The organism is Paenibacillus sp. EKM211P (assembly GCF_011066175.1).
Lineage (GTDB): Bacteria > Bacillota > Bacilli > Paenibacillales > Paenibacillaceae > Paenibacillus > Paenibacillus polymyxa.
The window spans coordinates 1-24,338 of the sequence record NZ_JAAMNS010000023.1 but is presented as its reverse complement, the minus strand read 5'-3'; the positions used below and the strand labels follow the sequence as shown (position 1 = coordinate 24,338).

Annotated in this window: 23 protein-coding genes; 8 read left to right on the top strand and 15 right to left on the bottom strand. The window is 48.8% G+C overall.

The genetic code is table 11. The features are described 5' to 3' along the window. Positions 1 to 65: 65 nt before the first annotated feature. Genes efeO through G9G57_RS23625 form a run of 3 tightly spaced genes read left to right on the top strand, consistent with a single transcriptional unit; the run spans position 66 to position 4,167 of the window. A complete protein-coding gene (gene efeO / locus G9G57_RS23635) occupies positions 66 to 944 on the top strand; it encodes an iron uptake system protein EfeO (RefSeq protein ID WP_117289139.1) in 879 nt (292 codons plus the stop codon). A gap of 4 nt (positions 945 to 948) precedes the next feature. Further along, positions 949 to 2,313 (top strand): iron uptake transporter deferrochelatase/peroxidase subunit, encoded by a 1,365-nt coding sequence (gene efeB / locus G9G57_RS23630; protein ID WP_117289141.1) that lies wholly within the window; start codon positions 949 to 951, stop codon positions 2,311 to 2,313. A gap of 24 nt (positions 2,314 to 2,337) precedes the next feature. Then, positions 2,338 to 4,167 carry an FTR1 family iron permease gene (locus tag G9G57_RS23625; protein ID WP_164965633.1) on the top strand — a complete coding sequence of 610 codons (1,830 nt, stop codon included), beginning with the start codon at positions 2,338 to 2,340 and terminating at the stop codon, positions 4,165 to 4,167. Positions 4,168 to 4,255: 88 nt separating this feature from the next. Here G9G57_RS23625 and G9G57_RS23620 read toward each other — a convergent pair whose 3' ends face one another. From G9G57_RS23620 to G9G57_RS23565, 12 genes are all read right to left on the bottom strand, one after another. Then, on the bottom strand, positions 4,256 to 5,536 hold the full coding sequence (locus G9G57_RS23620; RefSeq protein ID WP_016818506.1) for a type III PLP-dependent enzyme: 1,281 nt from the start codon (positions 5,534 to 5,536) through the stop codon (positions 4,256 to 4,258). Between the two features lie 82 nt (positions 5,537 to 5,618). Then, entirely contained in the window at positions 5,619 to 6,707 is a 1,089-nt protein-coding gene (locus tag G9G57_RS23615; protein WP_164965632.1) for a Gfo/Idh/MocA family protein, read from the bottom strand. Beyond that, positions 6,704 to 7,855 (bottom strand): UDP-glucuronosyltransferase, encoded by a 1,152-nt coding sequence (locus G9G57_RS23610; protein ID WP_164965631.1) that lies wholly within the window; start codon positions 7,853 to 7,855, stop codon positions 6,704 to 6,706. Before G9G57_RS23610 ends, G9G57_RS23615 begins: the two co-directional genes overlap by 4 nt. Before the next feature lie 17 nt (positions 7,856 to 7,872). Continuing rightward, positions 7,873 to 9,405, bottom strand: a complete 1,533-nt coding sequence (locus G9G57_RS23605; RefSeq protein WP_164965630.1) for a hypothetical protein — start codon at positions 9,403 to 9,405, stop codon at positions 7,873 to 7,875. Positions 9,406 to 9,454: 49 nt separating this feature from the next. Then, positions 9,455 to 10,267: an ABC transporter permease gene (locus tag G9G57_RS23600; RefSeq protein WP_044787339.1), complete on the bottom strand. Its 813-nt coding sequence runs from the start codon at positions 10,265 to 10,267 to the stop codon at positions 9,455 to 9,457. Position 10,268: 1 nt separating this feature from the next. After that, positions 10,269 to 11,075 (bottom strand): ABC transporter permease, encoded by an 807-nt coding sequence (locus G9G57_RS23595; RefSeq protein ID WP_016818501.1) that lies wholly within the window; start codon positions 11,073 to 11,075, stop codon positions 10,269 to 10,271. Continuing rightward, positions 11,065 to 12,057, bottom strand: a complete 993-nt coding sequence (locus G9G57_RS23590) for an ABC transporter ATP-binding protein (protein ID WP_016818500.1) — start codon at positions 12,055 to 12,057, stop codon at positions 11,065 to 11,067. Before G9G57_RS23590 ends, G9G57_RS23595 begins: the two co-directional genes overlap by 11 nt. Before the next feature lie 70 nt (positions 12,058 to 12,127). Next, positions 12,128 to 13,204 (bottom strand): hypothetical protein, encoded by a 1,077-nt coding sequence (locus G9G57_RS23585; RefSeq protein ID WP_181969099.1) that lies wholly within the window; start codon positions 13,202 to 13,204, stop codon positions 12,128 to 12,130. Next, positions 13,197 to 13,442: an acyl carrier protein gene (locus G9G57_RS23580; RefSeq protein ID WP_016818498.1), complete on the bottom strand. Its 246-nt coding sequence runs from the start codon at positions 13,440 to 13,442 to the stop codon at positions 13,197 to 13,199. Before G9G57_RS23580 ends, G9G57_RS23585 begins: the two co-directional genes overlap by 8 nt. A gap of 18 nt (positions 13,443 to 13,460) precedes the next feature. Further along, positions 13,461 to 14,837 carry a preATP grasp domain-containing protein gene (locus G9G57_RS23575; RefSeq protein ID WP_016818497.1) on the bottom strand — a complete coding sequence of 459 codons (1,377 nt, stop codon included), beginning with the start codon at positions 14,835 to 14,837 and terminating at the stop codon, positions 13,461 to 13,463. A gap of 66 nt (positions 14,838 to 14,903) precedes the next feature. Next, a complete protein-coding gene (locus G9G57_RS23570; protein ID WP_016818496.1) occupies positions 14,904 to 16,097 on the bottom strand; it encodes a radical SAM/SPASM domain-containing protein in 1,194 nt (397 codons plus the stop codon). A 46-nt stretch (positions 16,098 to 16,143) separates the two neighbouring features. Next, on the bottom strand, positions 16,144 to 16,422 hold the full coding sequence (locus G9G57_RS23565) for an acyl carrier protein (protein WP_016818495.1): 279 nt from the start codon (positions 16,420 to 16,422) through the stop codon (positions 16,144 to 16,146). Positions 16,423 to 16,786: 364 nt separating this feature from the next. Here G9G57_RS23565 and G9G57_RS23560 point away from each other — a divergent pair, with 364 nt between their 5' ends. The 3 genes from G9G57_RS23560 to nagA are packed head-to-tail and all read left to right on the top strand — an operon-like array spanning position 16,787 to position 19,607. Beyond that, positions 16,787 to 17,653, top strand: coding sequence for a MurR/RpiR family transcriptional regulator (locus tag G9G57_RS23560; RefSeq protein WP_025365707.1), 867 nt, complete (start codon positions 16,787 to 16,789; stop codon positions 17,651 to 17,653). 2 nt (positions 17,654 to 17,655) lie between these two features. Next, positions 17,656 to 18,384: a glucosamine-6-phosphate deaminase gene (gene nagB / locus G9G57_RS23555; RefSeq protein WP_164965629.1), complete on the top strand. Its 729-nt coding sequence runs from the start codon at positions 17,656 to 17,658 to the stop codon at positions 18,382 to 18,384. Next, positions 18,381 to 19,607: an N-acetylglucosamine-6-phosphate deacetylase gene (nagA, locus tag G9G57_RS23550; RefSeq protein ID WP_164965628.1), complete on the top strand. Its 1,227-nt coding sequence runs from the start codon at positions 18,381 to 18,383 to the stop codon at positions 19,605 to 19,607. Before nagB ends, nagA begins: the two co-directional genes overlap by 4 nt. Before the next feature lie 94 nt (positions 19,608 to 19,701). On the opposite strand, the gene G9G57_RS23545 is transcribed toward nagA, so the two are convergent. After that, positions 19,702 to 20,682, bottom strand: a complete 981-nt coding sequence (locus tag G9G57_RS23545; protein ID WP_017427348.1) for a YhcN/YlaJ family sporulation lipoprotein — start codon at positions 20,680 to 20,682, stop codon at positions 19,702 to 19,704. A 194-nt stretch (positions 20,683 to 20,876) separates the two neighbouring features. Between G9G57_RS23545 and G9G57_RS23540 the strand changes: the two genes are divergently transcribed. After that, a complete protein-coding gene (locus tag G9G57_RS23540) occupies positions 20,877 to 22,457 on the top strand; it encodes an esterase/lipase family protein (RefSeq protein ID WP_164965627.1) in 1,581 nt (526 codons plus the stop codon). Positions 22,458 to 22,579: 122 nt separating this feature from the next. On the opposite strand, the gene G9G57_RS23535 is transcribed toward G9G57_RS23540, so the two are convergent. Further along, positions 22,580 to 23,245: a hypothetical protein gene (locus G9G57_RS23535; RefSeq protein WP_164965626.1), complete on the bottom strand. Its 666-nt coding sequence runs from the start codon at positions 23,243 to 23,245 to the stop codon at positions 22,580 to 22,582. 70 nt (positions 23,246 to 23,315) lie between these two features. Then, positions 23,316 to 23,543: a helix-turn-helix domain-containing protein gene (locus tag G9G57_RS23530; RefSeq protein WP_080561191.1), complete on the bottom strand. Its 228-nt coding sequence runs from the start codon at positions 23,541 to 23,543 to the stop codon at positions 23,316 to 23,318. Positions 23,544 to 24,029: 486 nt separating this feature from the next. Here G9G57_RS23530 and G9G57_RS23520 point away from each other — a divergent pair, with 486 nt between their 5' ends. Beyond that, positions 24,030 to 24,233: a hypothetical protein gene (locus tag G9G57_RS23520; RefSeq protein WP_016818486.1), complete on the top strand. Its 204-nt coding sequence runs from the start codon at positions 24,030 to 24,032 to the stop codon at positions 24,231 to 24,233. Positions 24,234 to 24,338: the final 105 nt, after the last annotated feature.

Below are 24,338 nucleotides of genomic sequence, written 5' to 3'. Positions count from 1 at the left end.
TTATAGAGATCGCGCTACAGACTATGGTTCAGGGCCAGTTTGGCCAGAAAGGGTGTTCATTGATTATGAAACTACGTTATGCCGTACCGGCCGGAGTGCTGGTCTCTTCTATTCTGTTTGCAGGTTGCGGACAAGCCGGAACTGCGGATCAGCAGCCTGCTGCAACATCCAAAGATACAGGAACAACAACACAGACCACGACTCCTGCGGCGACTGCTCCCAATTTTGATCAAGCGGTTGCGGCTTACCGTACCTATGCAACCGAGCAATGCGATACGTTTGTGAAAAAGACAGAAGAATTCACGAACGCAGTCAAAGCTGGCGAGCTGGATAAAGCCAAGGCTTTGTATGCTCCAGCACGTATGTACTATGAACGGATTGAACCGATTGCGGAAGCACTGGGCGATCTGGACCCGAATATTGACGCTCGTGACGGTGATGTGGATGCAGCGGATTGGCGCGGATTTCACCGTATTGAGAAAACATTATGGGAAGAAAACACCACCAAAGGACTGGACGAGTTTTCCGACCGCCTGCTGAGTGATGCCAAGCTGCTGCGTGCCAAAGTAGAAACAGTTAACATTGATGCCAGCTTGATGGTAACAGGTGCAGTCGAGTTGCTGAACGAAGTATCTACCTCGAAGGTAACGGGTGAAGAGGAGCGTTATTCTCATACGGACTTGTACGACTTTGCGGCCAATGTAGAAGGTGCTCAAAAGATTTATGACATTTTGAAAACAGATCTGAACCAAAAAGACGCGGCGTTGGAAAAACAAATTGGTGAGCGCTTTACAGCCTTACAGCAGGAGCTGGCTCCTTTCAAAGACGGCGAAGGCTATGTATCGTATACCAAACTGAAACCGGAAGAAATTAAAAAGCTAAGCCAGAACCTTGATGCTTTGGCAGAACCGTTGTCCCAAATGGGGAAATTGTTAGGAGTGTAATGATATGAAAGGCTTTAAGCGGCAAAAAGGACAAGAAAAGTCGCAGTATGCGGAATCCCGTAATGAACAGTCTGATCTGACAGAAAAGGATGCTCAGCGAGCGGATGATGAGCGATCAGGAAAAGGTAAATCCGTATCACGCCGTGATCTATTGAAGCTGGCCGGGGTAGGTGGATTAGGTCTGCTGCTTGGCGGCGGTGGCGTGGGCGCTGTGCTGTCAGCCAGTCAACGCCTCGAAAGCATGATGACGGAGGCAGATACCAAAGATGTAGTTCCTTTTTACGGCAAACATCAGGCGGGGATTGTAACTCCGGCACAAGATTTTATCTGTTTCGCCGCTTTCGATCTAACGACCCGGGATAAGGAACAGGTGCGGAATCTCTTCAAGGCCTGGACGGAAGCAAGTGCTACAATGACTTCTGGTGTGCTGCTTGGCACCGATAATGAAAATATCAACCTCCCTCCTTCCGATACGGGCGAGGCAGCGGGATTATCTCCGTCCCGGACGACGATCACTTTTGGGGTGGGCCCCTCCTTTTTTGATGGACGGTATGGCCTGGCAGGGCTCAAGCCTGCCGGGTTCCGTGAGTTGCCTCGTTTTCAGGGAGACGCCCTGGATGAGCAATGGTGCGGCGGTGATATCGGAGTGCAGGTATGTGCCAATGACTTGCAGGTAGCTTTCCATGCCCTGCGTAATTTGGCGCGTATCGCCAGAGGAACGGCGGTACTCCGTTGGACGCAGGAAGGTTTCCAGCGGACGGCACAAGCTGATCCTGCGGGCAGCACACCGCGCAATTTGCTCGGCTTCAAAGATGGCACGGGAAACCCGGACACGTCCAAGGCAGACGAGATGAATCGGCTGGTGTGGACACAGACCAATGACGGACCAGCATGGATGGGCGACGGCAGCTATATGGCTGTACGCCGTATTCGTATGCGAGTAGAGGTGTGGGATCGTTCAACATTAGGTGACCAGGAGGATACCTTTGGACGCCATCGCAGCAGCGGTGCCCCACTGGGCAAAAGCAAAGAGTTTGACAAGCTGGATCTGGCGGCTACAAGCCCTGAAGGCAAGCCGCTTACGCCCCCTACCTCTCATGTGGCATTGGCTCATGGGAACGGGAGCATTAATATTTTGCGGAGATCTTATTCCTATTCAAGCGGATTAGACAAACAAACAGGACAGCTCGATGCCGGACTGCTGTTCATCAGCTACCAGCGTGATCTGTTCAAGCAGTTCGTTCACATTCAGGAGAAGCTTGCACGTAATGACAAGCTGAACGAATACATTGTACACAAAGGCAGCGCGGTGTTCGCCTGCTTCCCAGGTGTGTCGCAAGGCGGCTACATCGGGGATACGTTATTTTAGCAGCAGGCAAGGAAGGGGATTTATATGAATCGGCGCAATAAAAGCTTAGGGTGGGTGTTTGTGCTGGTGGCGGCTCTGCTGCTGACAGTAACTCCCTTCATATCCGGCTATGGGTCGGCCGTTTTCGCACAATCAAATGCTAAAGCTGTCTCTAATGATCAGCTGATGCCTGTGGTCGGCGGAGCACTGGTGGAGGCGGGACAAGACCAATGGACGGAAGCGTCCAAGGACCTAAAGGAATTCCGTGGTTTATGGGAAGCTGTCAAAGCAAATGGCGGGGATTCAGCCCATATCGCGGCCGTAGATCAAGCTCTGACCGATGCAGAAGAGGCGCTTGCCCATGGCGGCGGGGATTCAGCGAAAGCTGCGTTATCCGTGCTGGCGCGCTCGGTCAATGAGTTTGTGACGGCTGCCGAAGGAGATCAACCGGCTCCCGCCGGAGCTAAAGCAGCGGAAAAACTGCTTCCTATGGCGAAGGGCAGTCTGGCTGCCATGCAAAAAGGCGATTGGGCTGCTGCGCGGGTGGATTACGACCGAATCGTTAAAGCCTGGTATCAGGTGGAGACCCCGATTCGTCTGGACCATTTTTCGGTATACAGTTCGCTTGAAACAAAAATCAGCCTCATTCGCATCTCTATGCAAGCAGAGCCCATACGTCAAGCACAGGCTCTCAAGGAAATGCAGGAGTTAACGACGCTGCTGTCTGATTATAGTCAGGGCAAACTTGTGAACACAGATCAAGGGGCAGATGCAGGCAATGCCGCTGCCGGAGCAGCGAATGGTTCAACAGCTTCCCTCGGCGATGCAGTCACCCTGCTCGAATCCGCACGCCAAGATGTTGTAGCTAATCAGCCAGAGCAGGCCGCAGACAAGGTAGGGCAGTTTATCGCTGTATGGCCTTCTGTCGAAGGACATGTACAAATTTCCGATCCGGCGTCTTACACTGCGATTGAAAATCAAATGACCGAGACTTCTGGATATCTGCTGTCTTCCCCACCGAATATGGATAAAGCCTTGCAGACTCTTGATCAGATGCTGGACAGGCTCCGTCCGTTGACCGAGGAACGTTCTTATACTGCATGGGACGCCGCACTGATTTTGCTGCGCGAGGGTCTGGAGGCCATTCTCGTGCTCGCAGCTCTGCTGGCGTATGCCAAAAAAAGCAGCGAAGCTGTGGCTGGACGATGGATATGGGCAGGAGCTGGTACAGGACTGGTGCTAAGCGGAATACTGGCGGTGCTGTTCACCTCGCTGGTGGCAGCTGCTGCATCGGGCAGTATGCGTGAGCTGCTGGAAGGTGTCACCGGGCTGGTGGCTGTTGTGCTGATGCTAACGGTCGGTAACTGGCTGCATAGCAAATCCAATGCTGCTGCGTGGAACCGCTTTGTGGAAAACAGCGTGGGCAATGCGCTAGCACGGGGCAGCCTATGGTCGCTCTTTGCGGTTTCTGCGCTCGCGATTCTACGTGAAGGGGCCGAGACAGCTATTTTTTATATCGGTATGGCTCCGGCCATTGAAACCTCGCAATTGCTGATCGGTATTGGCTCGGCAACGGTTATACTGGTCGTCCTTGCTTTAGCGATCATCAAGTTCAGTGTAAGGTTGCCAATTCGCGCCTTTTTCCTGACCGCCACTATACTGATCTACTATCTCGTATTCCGATTTCTGGGCGAAAGTATTCATTCCCTTCAGGTGGCAGGCAAGCTGCCGGGACACACTGCGTCCTCGCTTCCTTCTATTAGCTGGTTGGGAATGTATCCAACTTGGGAAACATTTGTCCCACAAGCCCTTGTGCTGATCTTTATGGTATGGCAGCTTGTCCGTCAGGAAATACGCAGCTCCCAATCACGTTAAGTCAATACTACAATGCTGAAAATGTAAAAAACGCCAAATCACAGGTCCGATGGATATCGGCTCCTATGACTTTGGCGTTTTTACATACTTACATCACATCCTCAGGCAACGCAATCATACGCTGATGGTGCAGCAGGTCCGTGCGATCACCGTGTTCACGAATGACATGCACTTCCCCGCGATAATCGAGCAGTTCCGCTGGAGTAGCATGTCCCAAAAAATATAATGGGCTGTAGCTTAATCCATAGGCTCCTGCGTTCGGAAAAGCAATATAATCGCCTTCGCGAATCGGGGGCAGCTCCGCTTTTTTCACAATACAATCCTCGGGTGTACAAAGCGGACCGACAATGCTTACCGTCTCCAGCGCCGTGGAAACCTCTTCTCCCACTTGTCTGCGCATAATTCGCACCGGGTAATTGTCCCTTAAGCGGCGTCCCCGAAAGGTAGCTGAGACGTAGTGATTCATGCCGCCATCAGCCACGACAAACTTCTCTCCCTTGGATTCCTTGGTATACAACGCCCGGCAGACATACATGCCTGATTGAGCGACCAAATACCTGCCGCTTTCAATGATCAGCCTAACCCCGGGCATACTGGATCGAGTCTGTTCCGCGAGTGCATTGAGTCCGTCAATGACGTGATCCATATCGAGCGGCTGTTCATGAGCAAAATAAGGTACACCAAACCCACCGCCCAAATTGACCGTATGCATCGCCACACCATACTGAGCCTGCACCCGTTCTGCCAACTGCAAGGTATTCGCAAATGAAGCTAAAATCTGATCCGCTTTCAGCATTTGCGTACCTGTATACACTTGAATACCTTGAAAATATACGTGCGGGCAATCTTCCAGCACCTTAAAAAAGTGATCCAGCTGCCCTTCATCGACTCCAAAAGGGCGCGGAACACCGCCCATTTTAATCGTTGCTCCCGACAGGTCATTATCGGGATTAATTCGAACCGCAGCTCTGACAAACACGCCTGTTTGGGCAGCAATGTCCTCCAGTAGACGTAGCTCTCTCACCGATTCAACATGGATGCAGCCGATCCCACAGGCTATCGCCTCGCGCAGCTCGGCTACCGTTTTCCCCGGCCCAGCGTACAGCACATCCTCCGCAGCATACCCGGCCTCCATGGCGACGAACATTTCTCCAGCCGAGGCAATTTCCACACCGCAACCTAACGAGCGCAGCAACCCAGCCAAGGCTACGTTACCATTAGCCTTGAGCGCGTAATGTACACGCACGGCCGGATGTAACCGGGCCAGCAACGAGCTGACGTGAGCATGCAGCGCGTCCCCATCATAATAATAAAAGGGTGTCGGATGCTCGCCGAATCGCTCCAGTAAGACTTGATCCTTTTGATCCATCTGCCGAATCCCTCCTTTCTTTGCTTGGATACTCTGTATTTGGTATTACTCGAATTTCACCGATTGAAAACCACAATCATACTCATATGGCATAGATCGCCTCGCCTGAGCGTGCTGCTTGATGAATAGCTGCCAGCAGTCTGACGCGTTCAGCAGCCTCATGAAATGGAATGGGCTCCGTTTCACCCCGGATGATGCTGCAGAAGGCATCCAACTGATTGACATAATAGTTCATGGGCTCAAAAACCGTTTTGCTATGCGAGGATGTCTGTGATAACAAGGACTGTGCTGCCGTATCTGTTATATTCACCGCGATATCCTTCTTTATTTCCGTCTTGAGTGTCATTTTATAAAAGCCTAAATTCGCCCGAAAGCAATCCTTTAAGGTGACTACTGCCGAATCAAAGGTCAGTACATGAGCACAGCGATAAGGTCGCTCAAATGAGAAGAGGGCAGATGCCTCTAGTCCGCTTGGGTAACGGGCTTGTGCACGAAATGTCCAGTCACAGCCATGGGGGCCATCGAAATCCGATTGACTGTGGAATTCCGCCTGCTCCAATCCAACGACGGCCTGAAGCAATTGGAGCCAGTACACACCCAGATCCCAAAAGCAGCCCCCGCCTTGCTCCGATCGGGATCGGTAATTGTCCGCATGACCTTCTTTTGCCGGAATACACAGACTCGTCTCTATGGAGCATAAGCGACCATAACGACCCGATTCTACAATTCTGCGCAGCTCACGCTGCCAAGGATGATGCTGTACCATGACTCCCTCCAGCAGGTAAGCGTTGCTCTGTTCGACGATAGCTGCCAAAGGAGCCAGATCAGCCGTATTCAGGCATAACGGTTTTTCCACCAGCACGTGCTTATGAGCTTGTAAGGCTCTGCCAATCCACTCAGCATGTAAATCGTTGCTGAGCGCAATATATACAGCGTCGATGTCTGGGTCTTTTAACATATCCTCAGCATGACCATAAACGACATTGACTCCATAACGCTCTGCCATTTCTTCCGCCTTGGCAACCGTACGGTTCGCAAGCGCGGTCACGCGTGCTCCTGCAACATGTCGGATCGGTTCCAGCAACGCACGAGGGGCAATGGCAGAACAGCCAATGATCCCAAAGCGAATATCTGGCATCGCAGGTTCTTGCGCAGCCGCGGCCGTGTTCATGATCCCTGCTCCATTCCTGATGGCACTTGAATGCTCTTCACATAGGACTCTATATAACGCGGCGTCCGACTGCGCAGCTCTACGATCCTCCGATGCATTTCCTCCAGAATCTGAGCACTGGCGCCATAGGTTCCAATCCACGTCTCGTAGCGCATGCCTAACCCCAGACGTTCCCATAGATCCGCATTATGCTTCTCATGCACACCAAACGGCTCCAGCATAATCAGCGGAGTAGCTGTAGCGAACGAATCGGTCAGGCTGCCGCCACCGGGCTTGCTGACAATGGCCTGGGCATGACATGCTCGGTCCAGCATGCAATGGTAATCCGGTCCGACCTGATACACCGTTTCCTCACCCATTTTCACCTCTCCGAAAGGTGGAAATGTATGCTCCCCGGCTTCATTTCGTTGCCATGTTCTCCATTGCGGGTCCATCCGAAAATAGCGTATACTGTCCCGCTGTTCATCTGGCTGATCCTGATCATACAGCAGCAGATCCAGTTCCCAGCCCGCTTCTTCCAACCGTCCAACCTTCTCACGGTAGGTGCCCATCCCCCAACCGCCGCCATGTACGAATAAGCGGGATTGCCGTGCTTCAAAAGGGATATGCTCCACTGCCGGGATGTCAATATAGTGGCTGACTCTATTTTTATCGTTTTCAAACAGGGTCGTTTCTCCACAGCCATCAGCAAAATGCGGATGATGCTTGGCTAGATTTTTCCAAGAAGGAGAAGGTGTCGAATCCATATACACGATGTCCACATACACCGACTCCGGCTCTCTGCGCTTGCGATACTCCTCCAGTACATACATCCAATGACCGGATAAGCATATAAAATACCGCCGATCCTCTTCTATCCATTGGTTCAGCAGTACTTCCATCGCTGCGGGGTCCAGTGAATGACGCATATCCTGCGGAACCTTTTGCGACATTAAGGCCACTGCAAAATTGTCATGGTAAGCTTTCCGACTTTTGTCGACCTTGAGACGGGCCGATTCTGGCAGTACATTTTCAAATACATGGATCGCCGTATCCACGCCCAGCCTGCGAAGACCTGCTTGCAGCAGCAAGCCAGGGGTATAAAAGCCCAATCCGAAACCGGAACACAAAATCGTTACCTTCATAAGCTTCTCCGTACTCTTACGCATGCTTATACGCCTCCCGTTTAATTCAGCACTGTAAAATGTCGCTCTGCCAAAAAACGCTCCAGCTTGGTAGTCAATCGCATTTTTTCCTCATCGCTCGCAGCAACCAGTTCCAAATAAAGCCGGCCTTTGCCTCGTGCCCGTTCATTTCCGTCAGCTTCTTGTTTACCATTCAAATCAGGCTGACTCATGCCGTTCCCTTCTGGTCCGCCATCGCTGGCTCCAATCCCACTTACGCGAACCTGCTTGGCAGATGATCTGCCTCCGCGCCCGGTTGTGTTTCTGCTTGGCGTGGTTGTATGACCTGCAGTCTTGTTCTCACCGTCTCGTCCACCTGTGTTTACATATAACGTATTGGCTCCCAGAGGCATGACACCTTCCTCACGCTCACCTGTGAATAGCAATCCCTCGCCTTTCAGCCCTTCCAGCAGTTCTTCATAGGATAGACTCCCATCATGGGACAGCGAATAATTCGTCAACGTGCCATGCATATTTTTCCCGGCCAGATAGGTATCGAGCTGATGCTTGATCAAACTCATCGACTTTCTGGCATTAATTTCGATAATGGGCTCCAGCTTCCCGCCGCGAAGTGTCATGGAGTCAATACAAACATCGCCATAATATCCATCCCGATACAATTGCTGCCCCACGTCCTGCATCAAGCTAAAATAGCCGTCGCGCTCCAGGCGCTCCATAAAAGCCCTGTCCGGCGATAGGGATTCTCGATAGGCGAATTGAGTATTAGCCAGCCATTGCACAGATATAATGTCTACACGTCCATCATCGCTAATCGTGAATTGGCATGAAAAATCCTGCTCTTTCTCCAGGAAAGGCTCCAGCAGGAACAGCACCCGTTTGCCTTTGCGCTCCTGTCCACGCAAATACGATACGACCCGGTCCAGCATTTGTGTCGAGGTAATGTGTAAATTGCCTTTGCCCGATACGCCAAAATCATCCTTGATTAAAAAGCTTCCATCCCGCAGCAGTTTACGTCCTGCTTCAGCGACATCCGCAAACGAAGTCACAATATGGCCTGGATTGCGCAGACCTAGATTGCGTTTTAGCTCAGAGGAATAGGTTTTGGCATTTACCTTGCGAATGGTTTCCAGCGGTGGCTGATGCAATGTAATTCCCCAAGCACGTGCGGCCTCCTCCACATGCGGCAACCCCGCAAATGGACTAAGCACACAGCCCTCCAGCTGAGGAAAACCTTCACCGGCATCCGTCTTGCGACTGCTCAGTAGCTCAAAAACGGATGCGGCCGACACATTGCCCGCCAGTTCCATTCCGTCAGTCAAATCCCGTTCGTTTACAGCCGGATGAAAGCCTAGCTGCGCGATATACTGACGATGCACAGGCGAAATGGCATAACGTGTCAACAAGGTGTCTCCCGGCTGGCAAAAGCTAAATAGCAATTCATCCATAGCCGCTACAATGGCCGAAGAAGACCGGTCAGGCAGGGCGGGCAGGGAAGCTAGCTCGGTATCTCGCCAGTAAGCCTCCGCTTCGAACGTGCCCATATATAAATGACGCTGGTTCGGTATCGCATTCATATGATTCGCTTCCTTTCCTGCTTCATTATGAACCTACTACACGGTAGCCCTACTGGCTCGCGCTCGTATAATCACGTAGAGCAAACTGCCATATCAAGCGGATAACCGCCAGCAGCCAGAGAGGTGCGAGAAATGCCCATAGTATCAAACCGGGTTGCATTTTACCGAGAATGAACATGGGCGGAAAATTACAGATGACAAACACCGGAAGCACAAACAAGCCAATACGCTGAATCAGGTTACTGTATACGGCCATTGGCACATAGTTTGTCTCGAAAATGCTGTTGGACAGCTCTGTAACACCGTTCGTGCGGATAATCCAGAAGGCCAGCAATTGGGGCAGCAAAAACACGGAGTATGCCGTAAGCACTCCGCATCCGAGCAGCACAGCGAATCCTCCCACGGTTTCCACATCAAATGGCAACCCCAGATGATACCAGCCAATGCCTGTCATGATTCCACCGCCCACGACATTCGGCACAGTATAGCCCAGTTCAAATTGACGCAGTGTCACCATAAATTGCAGCGATACTGGTTTGGTCATGAGCACGTCCAGTGAGCCAGTCCGAATTTTGTCAGGCAGGCTTGTAAAATTACTGTAAAATAATCCACTATAAAATCCGCTCATCATCGTAAACACGCCGATATATAAGAGCATGGCATCGGGAGACCAGCCGTTAATGTCCGTCCCAGCGCGATATGGAAGCGATGCGTATAGCAGCTTGATAAACAAATAAGCGGTTTCAACCAGGCATGCACTTATAAAATTAGTGCGGTATTCCATTTGCGACATGACGGAAAACTGGACAAATTTCCAGTACAGTCTGAGGTAACGTCCAACGTTTCGAAAAACATTTTTCATGTTAACCTCCCACCGAGACAAAGCGTTTGACTCCGGCTTGCCACACCCAGCGCGATACGGCAGCCAGCACTGCAATCCAGATCCATTGCACGCCAATGCCTTCAGCGGCTTCCAGCACAGTCAGCTTGCCCGTCAACGCATTCACCGGAAAAAATACGGTATAGCTGAACGGCAGCAGACTGAACAAACGGGCCAACGCATCTCCAAAAATCGTCAGCGGAAACACGGTACCGCTAGCTACATAAATGACAAGCGACACCGTATAAAAAAGTCCCGCCGATTCTGTCATCCAAAAAGCTATGCCACTCAGCGCATAATAGACCACAAAATTAAGCACAAGTGCTCCCGGCAACGCCAATATGTAAAGCAGGATGTACGATAGCTCGAAGCTAATTTGTCCTTCCAGGCTAAGGCATAACAGCAAAATAGCAGCCGCCAGCAGCACAACTGCGGACTGAATGACTTTACCTCCAATAAACCGGCAAAAACGGTAGGCAAAATAATGTACAGGCTGTACCATGAATTTTGCCAGTCCACCTTCCTTGATATCTGTAGCAATTTCGTATTCAAAGCCTGTAGCAATCAGTTTTCCAGTTACTCCCGCCATAACCACATACACCAGCATTTCCGGCAGAGAATAGTCCACCACTCTTGCTTGTCCTGAAGAACCGAATACCGCAAGCCAGAGAAAAATTTGTGTCATGATCGGCAGCATAAATCCCGCCATTTGTAGCCAATAATTGGCTCGATACTCCATTTCGTTTTGCATACCAAGCTGGAGCACCTTCACATATTTGTTATTTCGCATCGGCCAGCCTGCCCCCATCATACAAATTGGCTATCCCCTCTTCCAGCGGGACGTCCTCAATCGTAAAATCAACGACAGGCAGTGCATCCAAAATCTTTTTGGACCAAGTCAACGTATCTTCTGCGTCCAGCTCAAATACCGCCTCCAGCTCCGAGTTGGAGCGAAGCTTGCCGAGCCCCGCCAACGTCAGGTTGGATACAGGGGTCTCCAATCGAACCTTGAGCAATTTACGAGCACCCATGACCTCATTCACCTTGTGCAAGTCTCCGTCATACACCAATCTGCCCCCACTGATAATGATGGACCTAGTGCATAAATCCTCAATGTCCTTCATGTAGTGGCTTGTCAGCAAAATGGTCGTCCGGTGTGTACGATTATAAGCTTTGAAAAACTCCCGAATCCGCCGCTGAGAAACAAGGTCCAATCCGATGGTCGGCTCATCCAGTAAAATGACTCGTGGGCGATGCAGCAGCGCGGCGATTAGTTCCATTTTCATACGCTCGCCGAGCGATAGTCGCCGCACCTGCACATGAAGCTGCTCCTCCACCCCAAGCAGAGTGACCAGCTCATCCAGCGCCTCTTTATAACGGTTATCATCGATTTCGTAGATAAGCTTGTTCAGCTCGAACGACTCGCTTGCAGGCAAATCCCACCAGAGCTGGTTTTTCTGTCCCATTACGATGGAAAACTGACGTTTAAACTCCTTTTGGCGCTTCCACGGGGTAAAGCCGAGTACCGATGCCTCCCCGTCTGTGGGATGGAGAATGCCGGACAGCATTTTGAGCGTCGTTGTTTTGCCCGCCCCGTTTGGGCCAAGAAATCCGACAATCTCACCTTCCTCAATGCTAAAGCTAACATCCTGCACAGCCTTTTTGGTCAGCTGTTCACGCTTAAACAAATTTTGTAACGATTTGCGCACGCCCGGCTCCTTTTTGTAGTACGTAAACGTTTTCGACAATTGGTTTAATGTAATGGACGGCAATGAATTCCCCTCCTCTTTCCTCTGTGCGTGATACCTAGATGAACATGCCTGATATAGCCGAATGCTTAGACTACTCGGCTGCTTGCTCAGCTAAAATCATCAATTCCTCCAGCATATGGCGCTGTCTTTCAATCAAATGCAGAGCCCGCTCTGTAATCTCAGGCATCCGATGCTTGCGCAGTTGGAGTCCTGTTTTGTAAATATGCAGATTAAGCTTGTGCCAATCCCTGTGAAGTGCCTGTGCCAATTCAATGACATGCTGGGTTTGCGGCCCAAGCGTATCTTGATGCAGCCGGCAATAATCAGCTGTATAATCTGTCAAATGAAGAGCGCTGCCTAATCGCAGATTGTAATAGATTTCATGACAGTACGTCCGAAACTCCTGATCCTCCATGTCTTCTAACAGATGGAAGTCATCGACAAATGCCCGGTAACCTGCATCTCCCCGCTTGACCAGCTGGTCTGTTGCAACTTTCTCACCCGTCACATACTGACGAATATGGTAAGCACACGCAGCATGCAGCTCCCTTGGCGAAAGCGGGACAGGCTGCTCCACTAGCCATGCATACTCAATAATGCCCTGCATGAGGTCGTCGAGCCGGGCTGAGCCCACATAAGTCATCGCATGTCCCGAGGAATCGAGCAGGAAGCTATCATTCACCTGTGCCGTCCGTTCTTGCAAGTCCAATCCGCACAATTCAATCACATGGCCCCTTGGATAATTTTTCACATATACGTCGTGATAGGTTAAAGCGGTGCTGGACGTATGCAGCATCGTACCATAGCCGGATGTGAGCACCTGCAACAGGTCGGTTTCATTGCTGACTCCTTCGATCCACGGTTCTACCCGAATAACCGGTCCGCCACTGGCGGCCATTTCTTGAAGCTGCTCCGGATATTTCTCCGGCCCGAAGCGCTTCAAATCTCCACCATACTCTGCGCACATACTCCCACACAGCATGAACAGCTCAGCTTCCGCCATGTTCATCCCATACCTCCGCAATGAAGTACGCAGGGAAGAATATACGCAATGTTTCCCTGGGAGAGCGTTTGCGATTTCTTCTGCACTATGGTCAACTATGGAATCATGATGAGTCCCCATATCGGATTGCGGCCTAGGTCTTGTCTGTTCAGCGCCCTTATGCATATTTGCCCAGCAGACGCTCAATGCCTTGCAGTGTAGATAAATGCTCCAGCACCAAATCGTCGTCCTCCATCGTAATATCAAGCTCATTTTCTAATTCAACAATTAATTCAACAGCAGATAAGGAATTCAGCCCCAAGGTTCGCAGGTCCTGATCCGGAGTGAGCTGTTCCAGCTCGCCGGGAGCCAGCTTCAAAACCTTTTCCAGTAATGGTACTACATGGTATACGTCTGTTTTCATTCTCGATTCCCTCCTAATTTATGAGCATCCTAATCCAGCAATGATACCTTCCAATTTGTGCGCATAAGCATCAGCTTCCTGCCAACTGTCTGCCAAAATAAGTGTGAAAATCCGGTTCACATAGCCCCGCTTCACAGGAATACCAGACAAAGTGCCCGCCGTATAAACAAACACCCCTTCAGGTCGCTCGGGTGTATATAGCAGGCCTTCCTCCGCCAGCAACCCGCACAAACGGCTGTAGGTGAGAGGTGTAGTGGTCACGTTGCGATAATAACGGGACAAGGTCTTATGCTGTTCTCCCAAGACAGAGGACAGGAACGAGATGTAAGTAGACAGGGTAAATCTGCCGTTAATCTCGATCACTGGAACCAGCAAACCATCTTCGTCAACAAAACCGTCAATGGAAGCCATTCCCGTATACCCGATGGAATAGAGATACGTTCCCAACTGATAGGCGCATCGTCTCACTTCTTCCTCCAGCGTTTCGCCAATATCAGCGGGAACCTGGGACCCGATATAGACTGTGCCGTCTACGTTTTGCCTTTTTAGTGAAAACATCGTCACCCCACCGCCCTCGTCAATGCAGAGCTGGTAGTTCAGATCCATTTGCTTATTGTGCCAGCGCTCCACCAGCCAGCCGCCAGAAGACGATGACGAGCCGCCGAAGCGTCTCATCACACTCAGCAGTGTATCCAGCTTGGACAGCTCGTCCAGCATATACATGCCTTGTCCCGAGGCACCGTGCGGCTGCTTAATAATCAGCTTCACGGGCTCGTCCGATAAGCCAGCCAATCTCTCACATTCTCTGCGAATTGCCGCTTCATCTGCACACACAGCGCCTTCACTGACAGCAAAACCAAGCTTTTGTGCTGTCAGACGGCTAAATATTTTATCATTCACCTGGGCGCAGACCGCAGATGGAGCGCCGATTAGCTCCAGCCCACAACGCTCCGCAATCGCTTCCTCCTGCGGTGTAACCGCATAGGGTACGAGCCATGCTTTGGTACCACCGCTGCTATGGCCTGCATCAGCAACTGCGCGCAGTCGTGCCAAAAGCGCGTCATCCGCCAGCACCAGCTCTGAAATCGGCGTTAGCGGATCAGAAGGCTCTGGCACCTCAATACGCGGCAGGCTGAAGCCTAACCGCTGAAGCATGTCCAAAAATGCCTCATCCGGCTGTTCACGGAGTACGATGACATCCTGACTTCGACATAGCAGGAGATTCATTTCCTCCATCCGGTTTACAACCTGCTGTTCATCCCGGTCTACCATGCCCCCCTTCCGGGGGGATGGATGCCACACTTGCTCTGCGCCGATATTAAACAGCCAAATCAGGACCCCATGATCCCGTTCATGAGCAAGTGCTTCCACAAGGTTAATCGTTTTAGTCGTCACGTCTTGTCATCATCCCTCTCTCTTCCATCTAGTAGCAAACAATATCCATAGGAGATCCATAGGAAACTAAATGTATTTCAGAGAGCCTGCCCCGTGCAGATACAGTACACTGCATTTGGAGCACACCGGCGTTAATCCTTCATGGTTAATCTTTTGACGGGTTTTTTCATACGCATCCGAATTCCATATTTCCTTCAGACTGTGCTCACGCAAACTTCCAATTGTGAACTCACTGAAAAATTTGCAAGGCATAACCTTTCCGTCTGGTAAAATATCTGTTCTGGAGGTGAGCGCCAAGCAATGATTGGAACAACGGCTGACCATTTCCTCGCCATGTATAAATTTATCAATTTCCTCATAATCCAAGCCGGGCTGATAGCGCACGCGAATGTTCCATACCCGCTCATTGATCCGCTGTAATTCCTGCATCAGAGGGTCAATGTTAGCCGGGTTGATTTTATATTTGAAAGCATGCCAGCTACTAATATTTTTTTCTTCAAGTTGTCGGAGCCAGGAGAAATTACGTGTAAAATATTCATCCATTTTAAAGGAGGTTTCTTTGGAAATGTACCAGGGGAACGTCAGCAGCACCAGATCCAGCCTCTTGTCCTCCAACATTTGCAGAAATTCGTACATCCGTCCGATCATGTTATCGTTAATGACCGCATGGACAGTTACCCGTCCCTTGTACAATCCCTGATCGCGAAGTTCAATCAGCTTATCCATCTGCCGCATTGTTTTTTGAAAGGTGCCTTTACCGCGTATTAAATCGTGTTCTCTTTCAAAACCTTCAATCGCTATTAACAATTCCAGATTTTCAGACAAGTCCAAAATCCGGTCCAAATATTTATCAATGAGTAGTCCATTTGTACAAAAGGTCATTTCACGCCGATCTTCCGCCAGCACGTCCAAAATTTCATCAAAGCGCCGGTGAAACATCGGTTCACCACCCCACATGTACAGTCGGGACTTAACTTCCTTCGTTTCGCTCAAAATCTGCCGGAGCATGTCCGGGGCAAGATCCATATTCTGTTCTTCTTTATCCATCTGGTGATGATAGCCTTCCTCGTTCCATTCAAAGCAGTGCGTGCATCTTAAGTTGCAACGGTTGGTCAGCTTAATACCGATCGTCTGGGGCATGTCCGTTTTGAAAGCAGGGTCCTGTGTTGCGTTACGATAAGACACGGAAGCGTTTTTCAGGTTACGCTTGATGAGCTTGAAAGCCTTCTCATCAATCAGCACATTGCTTTTGGGCTGCATGCTAACACCTCGTTTAATGGATTTTCAGGCAAAGTCTACCCTACGTTCAGACTGTCTCCATACCTTCCGGGTGCGGCACTTGCTCCGCATCGCTCATTTCTTGAATGTAACTGCAAAACGCATCTACTGAACGGAGATGTTCCAGCTCAAAGGAATCAAAATCAATCTCCACATCAAATGCATCCTCCACTTGCAGCATGAAATGAACCAACTGCAACGAATCCAGTCCTGCATCATGAATAATGTCCGAATGTCCATCCAGCTTAGCGACCAATTCAGGATCTTCCTTGACCGCGCTGATCATTTCAATCACTTGGCTTTGCATAGCAAACTCCTCCTTGTGAATGAGATACTACTCTACCGTCCAACGATGCCGTCTAAAAAGCTCCTAGAAAATTTCCTTGCTTGGAACTATATTCAATTATACTCCTCCATTGAAGAGACAAGTCAATAGGTTGTTTTGTAAGTAAAAGTCGCAAGATGTAAATTAATGTATGATTACTTCTACAAATTTTTCTGCATTCATTATTCATTTTATAGAAGCTACACTTGAAAGCGATCAGCCTCTCTCCTCTTGTATGAAGAGCGTAATTATTTTACAATATACACGAAAATATTTTTCTTTATTTTATCGAATTAAACGATACTTTTTTTCACAAAAGCATTATATAGCTAAAGGAGCACAGCCCATGTCCCCCATTCTTCATACATTATCCCATCGACTGGATCAGTTGCCCGTACAAGAGCGTAAGCTGGCGGAATCTATCCTGCAAGCCCCGGAGAATGTGCTGCACCTGGGTATTCGGGAACTGTCAGAGCGTTGTGGTGTGAGTGCCGCAACCGTTACACGGTTTTGTAAATCACTCCATTTTAAAGGGTATCCCGATTTCAAAATGAAGCTGGCCGCCGAGTTGTCCCATTCCAACCTTACAGGTGAAGAATCCTATCAGGACATTGTGGCTGGAAATTCACTTTCCCGCATCGTGCAAGCTATTCAGGCAAACCATACGGCCTCCATCGCGGACACGACCCGGCTGCTGGATTTCGACAAGCTGGAGCAGGCCATTGCATGGCTGTCAGCCACAAGCCGTATTGATCTCTATGGGATGGCGACATCCTCGATTGTGGCGCAGGATTTTTACCAGAAGCTGATCCGTATTGGCAAGAATAGCACTGCCTTCGCGGATTCTCACATGCAGATCACCTCTGCCTCCTCGCTCGGAGCGGAAGATGTAGCCTTTGCCGTCTCTTATTCAGGAGAAACCCAGGAGACGATTGCGGCTCTCCGCTGTGCAAAGGAACAGGGTGCCAAAACATTATCCCTGACCTCCTTCGGAAACAATACGCTGGCAAGCCTTGCGGATATTGCGCTATTTTCCTCTTCGTTGGAGGAAGGAATGCGACGTGGAGACATGGCCTCCCGCATCGCCCAGCTTCATATTATAGATATCCTGTTTACAGGTATGGTGAGCGCTAATTTTGACAAATATATTCCGAGATTGGAAGGTTCATATCAACAAGTGAGTAAGCTCAAAAAACAACCAGGGGGTCACTAAAGATGAACATTCGCATTTTGAACAGCCGTGAAGACCTGAACGCTACTGCTGCCACTGTGATCGCCAGCTTGCTGCTGTCCAAACCACAAGCTATGCTGGGCTTGGCCACCGGTAGTACGCCGATAGGCATTTACCGACATCTTGCAGATATGTACCGCAAGGGACAGGTGAGCTTTGCACACGCCTATTCCGTCAATCTTGATGAATACGTTGGCCTTGCCCCAGAACATCCGCAGAGCTATCGCAGCTTTATGAATGAGCACTTGTTTCAGCATATCGACATTCCCATATCTCATACACGCGTCCCTAACGGGGATGCACTAGATCTCACAGCAGAATGTGCAGCACACGAGCAGGCCATTTTGGATCATGGACCTGTGGATCTCCAATTGCTTGGCATTGGTCATAACGGTCATATCGGCTTTAACGAACCCGGTCACAGCTTGACCGGAGCCACCCATGTTGTAGATTTGAAAGAAAGAACGCGCTCAGCGAACGCCCGATTTTTTGGTGATATAGATGCAGTCCCCAGACAAGCAGTGACGATGGGAGTTGGCACCATTCTGAAGGCGAAGCAAATTATACTGGTGGCCTTTGGCGCAGAGAAGGCCGACATTATAAGGCAGGCTTTAACTGGCCCCGTCACAACGGAGTGTCCGGCTTCCCTGCTGCAATGTCACCCCGATGTGCTTATTTTATTGGATCAGGAAGCAGGAGGATGGTTCAAATGAAGTCAGATGAACTGAACGGTAACATACCGCAGCTATTGTATGGTCAAGTCGTCGTTGGGAATGACATCATCGACAACGGAGTTGTCATCATTGAGGGGCAATCCATTGTATACGTTGGTTCTGAGGAGGATTTGCCCGTGGATTGGACCTCAGTGGTCTTGGGCAATCCGGAAGAAGGTGCCACACAAGCGGCGAATATTGTTCGTCTGGAAGGGGGTTACCTGCTACCAGGCTTTATCGATATTCATGTTCACGGCGGTAACGGCGAGGACTTTATGGACTCTGATTCGAGGGTGCTGGATACCATCACCTCCTTTCACAGTTCGCAAGGAACGACGGCTATGCTGGCTACCACGATGACCGCGCCCAAGGAACAAATTGAACAGGTATTAAGAGAAGTTCACGCCTATATGGCACTTCCCATGCCCCATGCTCAGTTGGAGGGTGTGCATCTGGAAGGGCCATTCATCAGCCCGAACTGGGCAGGAGCACAAAACCCGGAACATATCGTGCCTCCAAGCCTCGCTTGGGTAGCAGAATGGGAGCAGCGCTATCCGGGCCTTGTTCGCCAGGTCACACTTGCGCCTGAACAAAAAGGTGCCCTTGAACTCATCGCATGGCTGCGTAGTCACGGCATTACCGCTGCTCTCGGTCATACGGATGCTACGTATGAAGAGGTTGAACAGGCAGCATCGGCGGGCCTGAACCATGCAGTCCACACCTTTAATGCCATGACTCCGCTGCATCACCGCAAGCCGGGAGCTGCGGGAGCTGTACTCGCTGATCCGCGCATTGAAGCAGAGATCATCGCAGATGGAATTCATGTGCATCCTGCCGCCATTTCCCTGCTTGCCAAATTAAAGCAGGACCATAATCTCATCCTCATCACCGATGCCATGTCTGCTACTGGACTAGAAGACGGTCATTATACACTCGGCGATTTGCCAGTGATTGTACAGGACGGTGTCGCACGATTGGAGGATGGCGTCACTTTGGCAGGAAGCACACTAACGATGATTGAAGGCTTCCGCTATCTGGTTCAACAGGTAGGCTTGAGTATTCCCGAGGCATCACAAGTGGCCAGCCTGAATCCGGCTCGATCCCTGAACATAGCTGATCGAACAGGTTCACTTGAAGCAGGTAAACAAGCAGACATCTTGTTGCTGGATGCTGACTTAAATTTGCAAGGGATATGGATTAAAGGAGTTCGCAAATCGTTATAGTTATATAATCCCCGCAAAAGAAAGAGCTATTCCATCAGCGTAATTGCCGAGATGGGATAGCTCTTTTTTGGATATTCACATTTAAGGGTTTGAATTAGCGATGATTCATTGGTGCGGGCGTATTATTTTGTGGACGTGTTGGTGTATTCTGCATTGGACGGTTTGTATCTGCCGCCGAAGTCGGGAATACACGTTCAATCACATCCACCATTTCATTGCTCAAGCCTCTGATCGGATGACCATTTTGTACACTGCGTGTAAAGTCAGAGGTTTGTTTAACAAAGTCCGGGTTAGCCGATACATGCACCTGTTCAATGGAAGGAGCAAATTGCTTAATCTTGTTAGCAATACGACTCTTGACTGCATCACTTGGTTCATATGCAGTTCTTGCTCCCTCGATGGTGTTGTTGCCGTTATCTGTGCGATTGTTGTTGTTCGTCAAGCCACGCAACATACCATACGAGCCTGTACCCATTGTTCCGTACAAACCGTCGTCACGACGTGCAGGTGTTCCAATCCCGGTAACTCCATTATCAGTCATTCCAGGCGTTGTAGTACCTGTAGTACGGTTCCCTCTAGTGCCATTCACACCATTCACACTCGGTACATTTCCGTTACCCCCAATACTATTAGCACTTGGAGTACCGTCAATGCTTGGAGCATTGACACCCGTTCCGTTGGCTTGGTCTTTCAAGGAAACGGCTACATAGGCATGTCGTTCACCGACCAGCACTGTCGCAGACTTTACATCCGGCATCTCGGATATACGTTTGGACAAATTGCGATCGACTTGCAGATTACGGATTGGGTGTCCGGTTCTGTTGCCATTTTCATTCAGTGACATTCCGTCCATACCATTGGATTTTACCCCATAACGATTTACACCGTCCATACGGTTTACACCATCTAAACCATAACGATTCACACCATCCATATTAGGCGTGCTTTGCGCATTATAGCGGGTAGCGTTCGTACGGACGTTATGATTTGCAGTCCCACATCCTGTCAAAGCAGCCATGCTGGCAAGTAAAGCAGCAGAAATCGTCAAACTGATGACCTTCTTAGTTCCTGGCATGAACTCATCCTCCATACATATAAAATGTGTGACGAGATTAGCATGCGCCATCAATCTTAGGGATATCCTGACTAAAAAATGACTAAAAAAATAAAATTTTAATGTAAATATGAAATACAATTGATGATTTACCACAAGATGGCATGTATAATAAGTTTGAAATACTTAATTTTACAAAAAGGAGGATTTACAGTTTGAAGAAGCTCACCGTTTTGATGCTCATTTTTTTGTTATCCGTCACTCTTATCCCCGCCGGTGCTTTTGCAGGCTCCACTACACCTGAAGCACCGAAAGCTCCCGCCGGAAGCTGGACAGAAGGCCCAGCACCTAATCGCGTTGATCCTGCCAAGCCTGCATTATTGTTTGTACATGGTTTGAACAGTAGCGCCGAAGTGTGGACCAAGAATAATAACGATATGCTTCAGAAAGCCCGTGACGCTGGATACCAGACGGCCAGCATTAATCTGTACGATGCGAATGGCACATCCCAGGATATGTGGGACAATGGCAAGCTTCTAGCCGACAAAATCAAAGTCATTAGTAATCATTTTGGAAAAAAACTCATCATCATCGCCCACAGCAAAGGTGGAGTGGATACTCAAACCGCTCTCGTGTATAACGGAGCAGCTCCTTATGTACAACGTGTCATCACCCTCAGCAGTCCCCATCATGGCTCACAACTTGCAGATCTCGCCTACAGCAGCTGGGCCGGATGGCTGGCAGATATCGTCGGCTCACAAAATCCCGGCACCTCTACTCTACAAACATCTTATATGAAGTATTTCCGAACTAAAACCGATGCACTCAGCAACGCGACTACAATTCCGTTCTTCACGTTTGCTGGTGATAACTGGTCTGGTGGCACTGCTTCCTACATACTGGGTGGACTTTATCTCTCATCCTTCGGCAAAAATGATGGAGTGGTCACAGTCGACAATGCTAAACTTCCCGGCGGACGTGTAGTTAAAGTCGGTTCCTGGGATCACGCCAAGGTTCGTACCGGTTCTTACGTCTTCTCCCTGATCCTACCTTACCTCCAAGCGAACACTCCAGCATTGAATCAGGAAACTGAGGCATTTTCAGCAGCATCTTCCCTGACTGCTTCTGCTGTACAATCCACCTATAACGAGATCGATAATTCATATTTTATTCGAGGCGGCGATTATAATGGAAAAGCCTCCGAAACCCTTACGGTTGAAAATGGTGTCCAATCCATTGATCTGGACTGGATCAGTGATAAACGTGTAAGTCAGCTTGAGCTGACCAAACCTGACGGTACTAGCGAATTGCTTCAAGTGAAAGCAGGTCGTGATGAAGAAATCTTTGCTGGTGCCTGGCATCATAGTGCAGTAGTTACCAATCCCCAACCAGGCATCTATAAGTTGAACGCCAATATTCCTGATCATGGTGCGTATCTCCTGATTGCACGCTATCATGCCGTTCAAGTCCCTGAGCTTAAATACAATCTAAATGCAGTGGGTCCAAGGCTAAACCTGAAGTCCCAGGATTCCCCGGCCAGCGTCACACAAGTCACTTACCAAGTTCAATACTATGGTGATCCGCAACAAGGAATCACTACAGCGTCCAAAGGTCTGACGTTGCAGCAAAAAACCGTTAACCCTACTGGGCAAATTGAGCTTTCTAAAGCGGACAAGCCGGGCATCTATTCCGTAACGTATGAAATTAACGGTACCACAGCAGCAGGATATCCTTACCGCCGCACAGCAGTTCAATCCATCTATATTGATGCTGACGGTAACAAGTATGTTGACTAAATAAAACTACAATTTAATAAGCCTGCAAACACCTATTATAGTATGGGCGTTCGCAGGCTTATTTATCATTCCAAACATCTTTAATAGAGATAATACGATGTAATCTATGCATTGTGTTCTGTTCAATCCGTTGTCTGATTCTTCAGTTTATTCAGCCAATAGTAGCGATGTAGCTCCATAATAAAATGAAAAAGAACAAATGCAAGCATGGAATAAACACACATCAATACTGTAGCAACGAATTGTTGTGTAGCAAAACCAAGGGAAAGATTGGCTATCAAATAACCAGCCCCGGTAAATGTGATCATTGTTACTACAGCTTCTCGCTTGTGTTTTTTCTTCACTTTTGGTTCTTTCTTATAAGTTGAAGGATCTTTGAATTTCGTCAGATGATATTTGATATAGCAGTATAAAGCGATTCCATAAGCGGCAAAAGAACTTATAAAATACCATGGGGTATCCAGACCCAACATACCATAAGCAAACTTTTGTGTCATGATCATGAAGCCAATAGAGCATACCAAACCAAATACACCACGGAATAAAACATAATTCAATTGCAATTTGCTTGGCATTATGACCAGTACAAGAGCCCAAATATTAATCACAACAATCGGTGGCATCAGCACATAAACATAGACTGCAATGTAGGGGTTTCCCATTAAGGGAATAGTTAAAAACAGATCTAACAGCAATAAAACAAGAATGATAACATTGGAACGAATACGGTTAACTGGATACAACTTCATATTTTTTTCAAATAAAGCCCTGCGATCACTCATAAACATACAAGCCCTCCGTCACATAAGTTAAACCTACCGATAAGGATAGACAAGACTATATCCAATGTCCACTTTTCTAGATCTCTGTCTTCAGCTCTTGCCGCAATTCTTCAATAAAATCAACCATGATACTTTGAACAGCATCTTCACGGGACATACGTATATACCGACTCGTCCTCTGAATGTCTTCCTCGAACAAATAAAGTATCCTGCTCATGGCCTCCTGATCCCCACGTTGTGCTAATTTGAGCCATTGGACGAACTCAGCATCCGAAATAACTCTTTGAGCATTTTCTTTTTCCATTTATTCACCGCCTGTTGGGATAGCTTTAACTCTTTTGAAATCTGTGCTTCGGTTTTATCTAGTATGTAAAGGTCAAAGATGATCATTTTTCCGATCTCAGAAGATAGAGAGTTGATAAGCTGTAGTGTGTACATATTAGAGTTTACAGATTCTGCAAAAGATGGGGCGCTGATAGTTTCGTTCTTTTCCATTACAAATTCATGATTGGTTTGTACCCGAGCACGATACTGGATTCTCCAAGCAATGCGGTACAACTTCTTACGGTATTGTTCGACCAATGTTAGCTGAGATTTATCCAATATAAATCACCCTTTCTCTTTGGATTTGACTTTTTCTAAATCCTCATATTATAGGGTAATTTGCAATCCTGTTTTACAACCAAAACAGAACATTTGTTCTTATTTATTATACTATTTTTACAATCAGTTGTATATGGTTCTTTTAATTTACCTTCCTTTATATATGGCTAAAAAGGAGGGAAATACATTGCAGATGGATGATGCTCTTTCTCTGGTTACCAACGTAGGCTTTCCGGCTGGGCTTTGTTTTATTTTATTGCGGCACATCCTGCACACGATGGAAGAAAAGTTGGATAAGCTGGATCTCTCACTTCATGAGCTGATTCAGGTCATCCAAGATTTAAACGTCAATAACAGCCCTTCTTCCAAAAGCAGCAAGCCTGATGAATAACGCACACAAAAAAGCTCCACGCGGCGATTAGGGACTGACCCCATAACGTGAGACAAATCAAAACACTTTCGAGAGAATCAAGCCATGTCGTAAGATATGGAGATA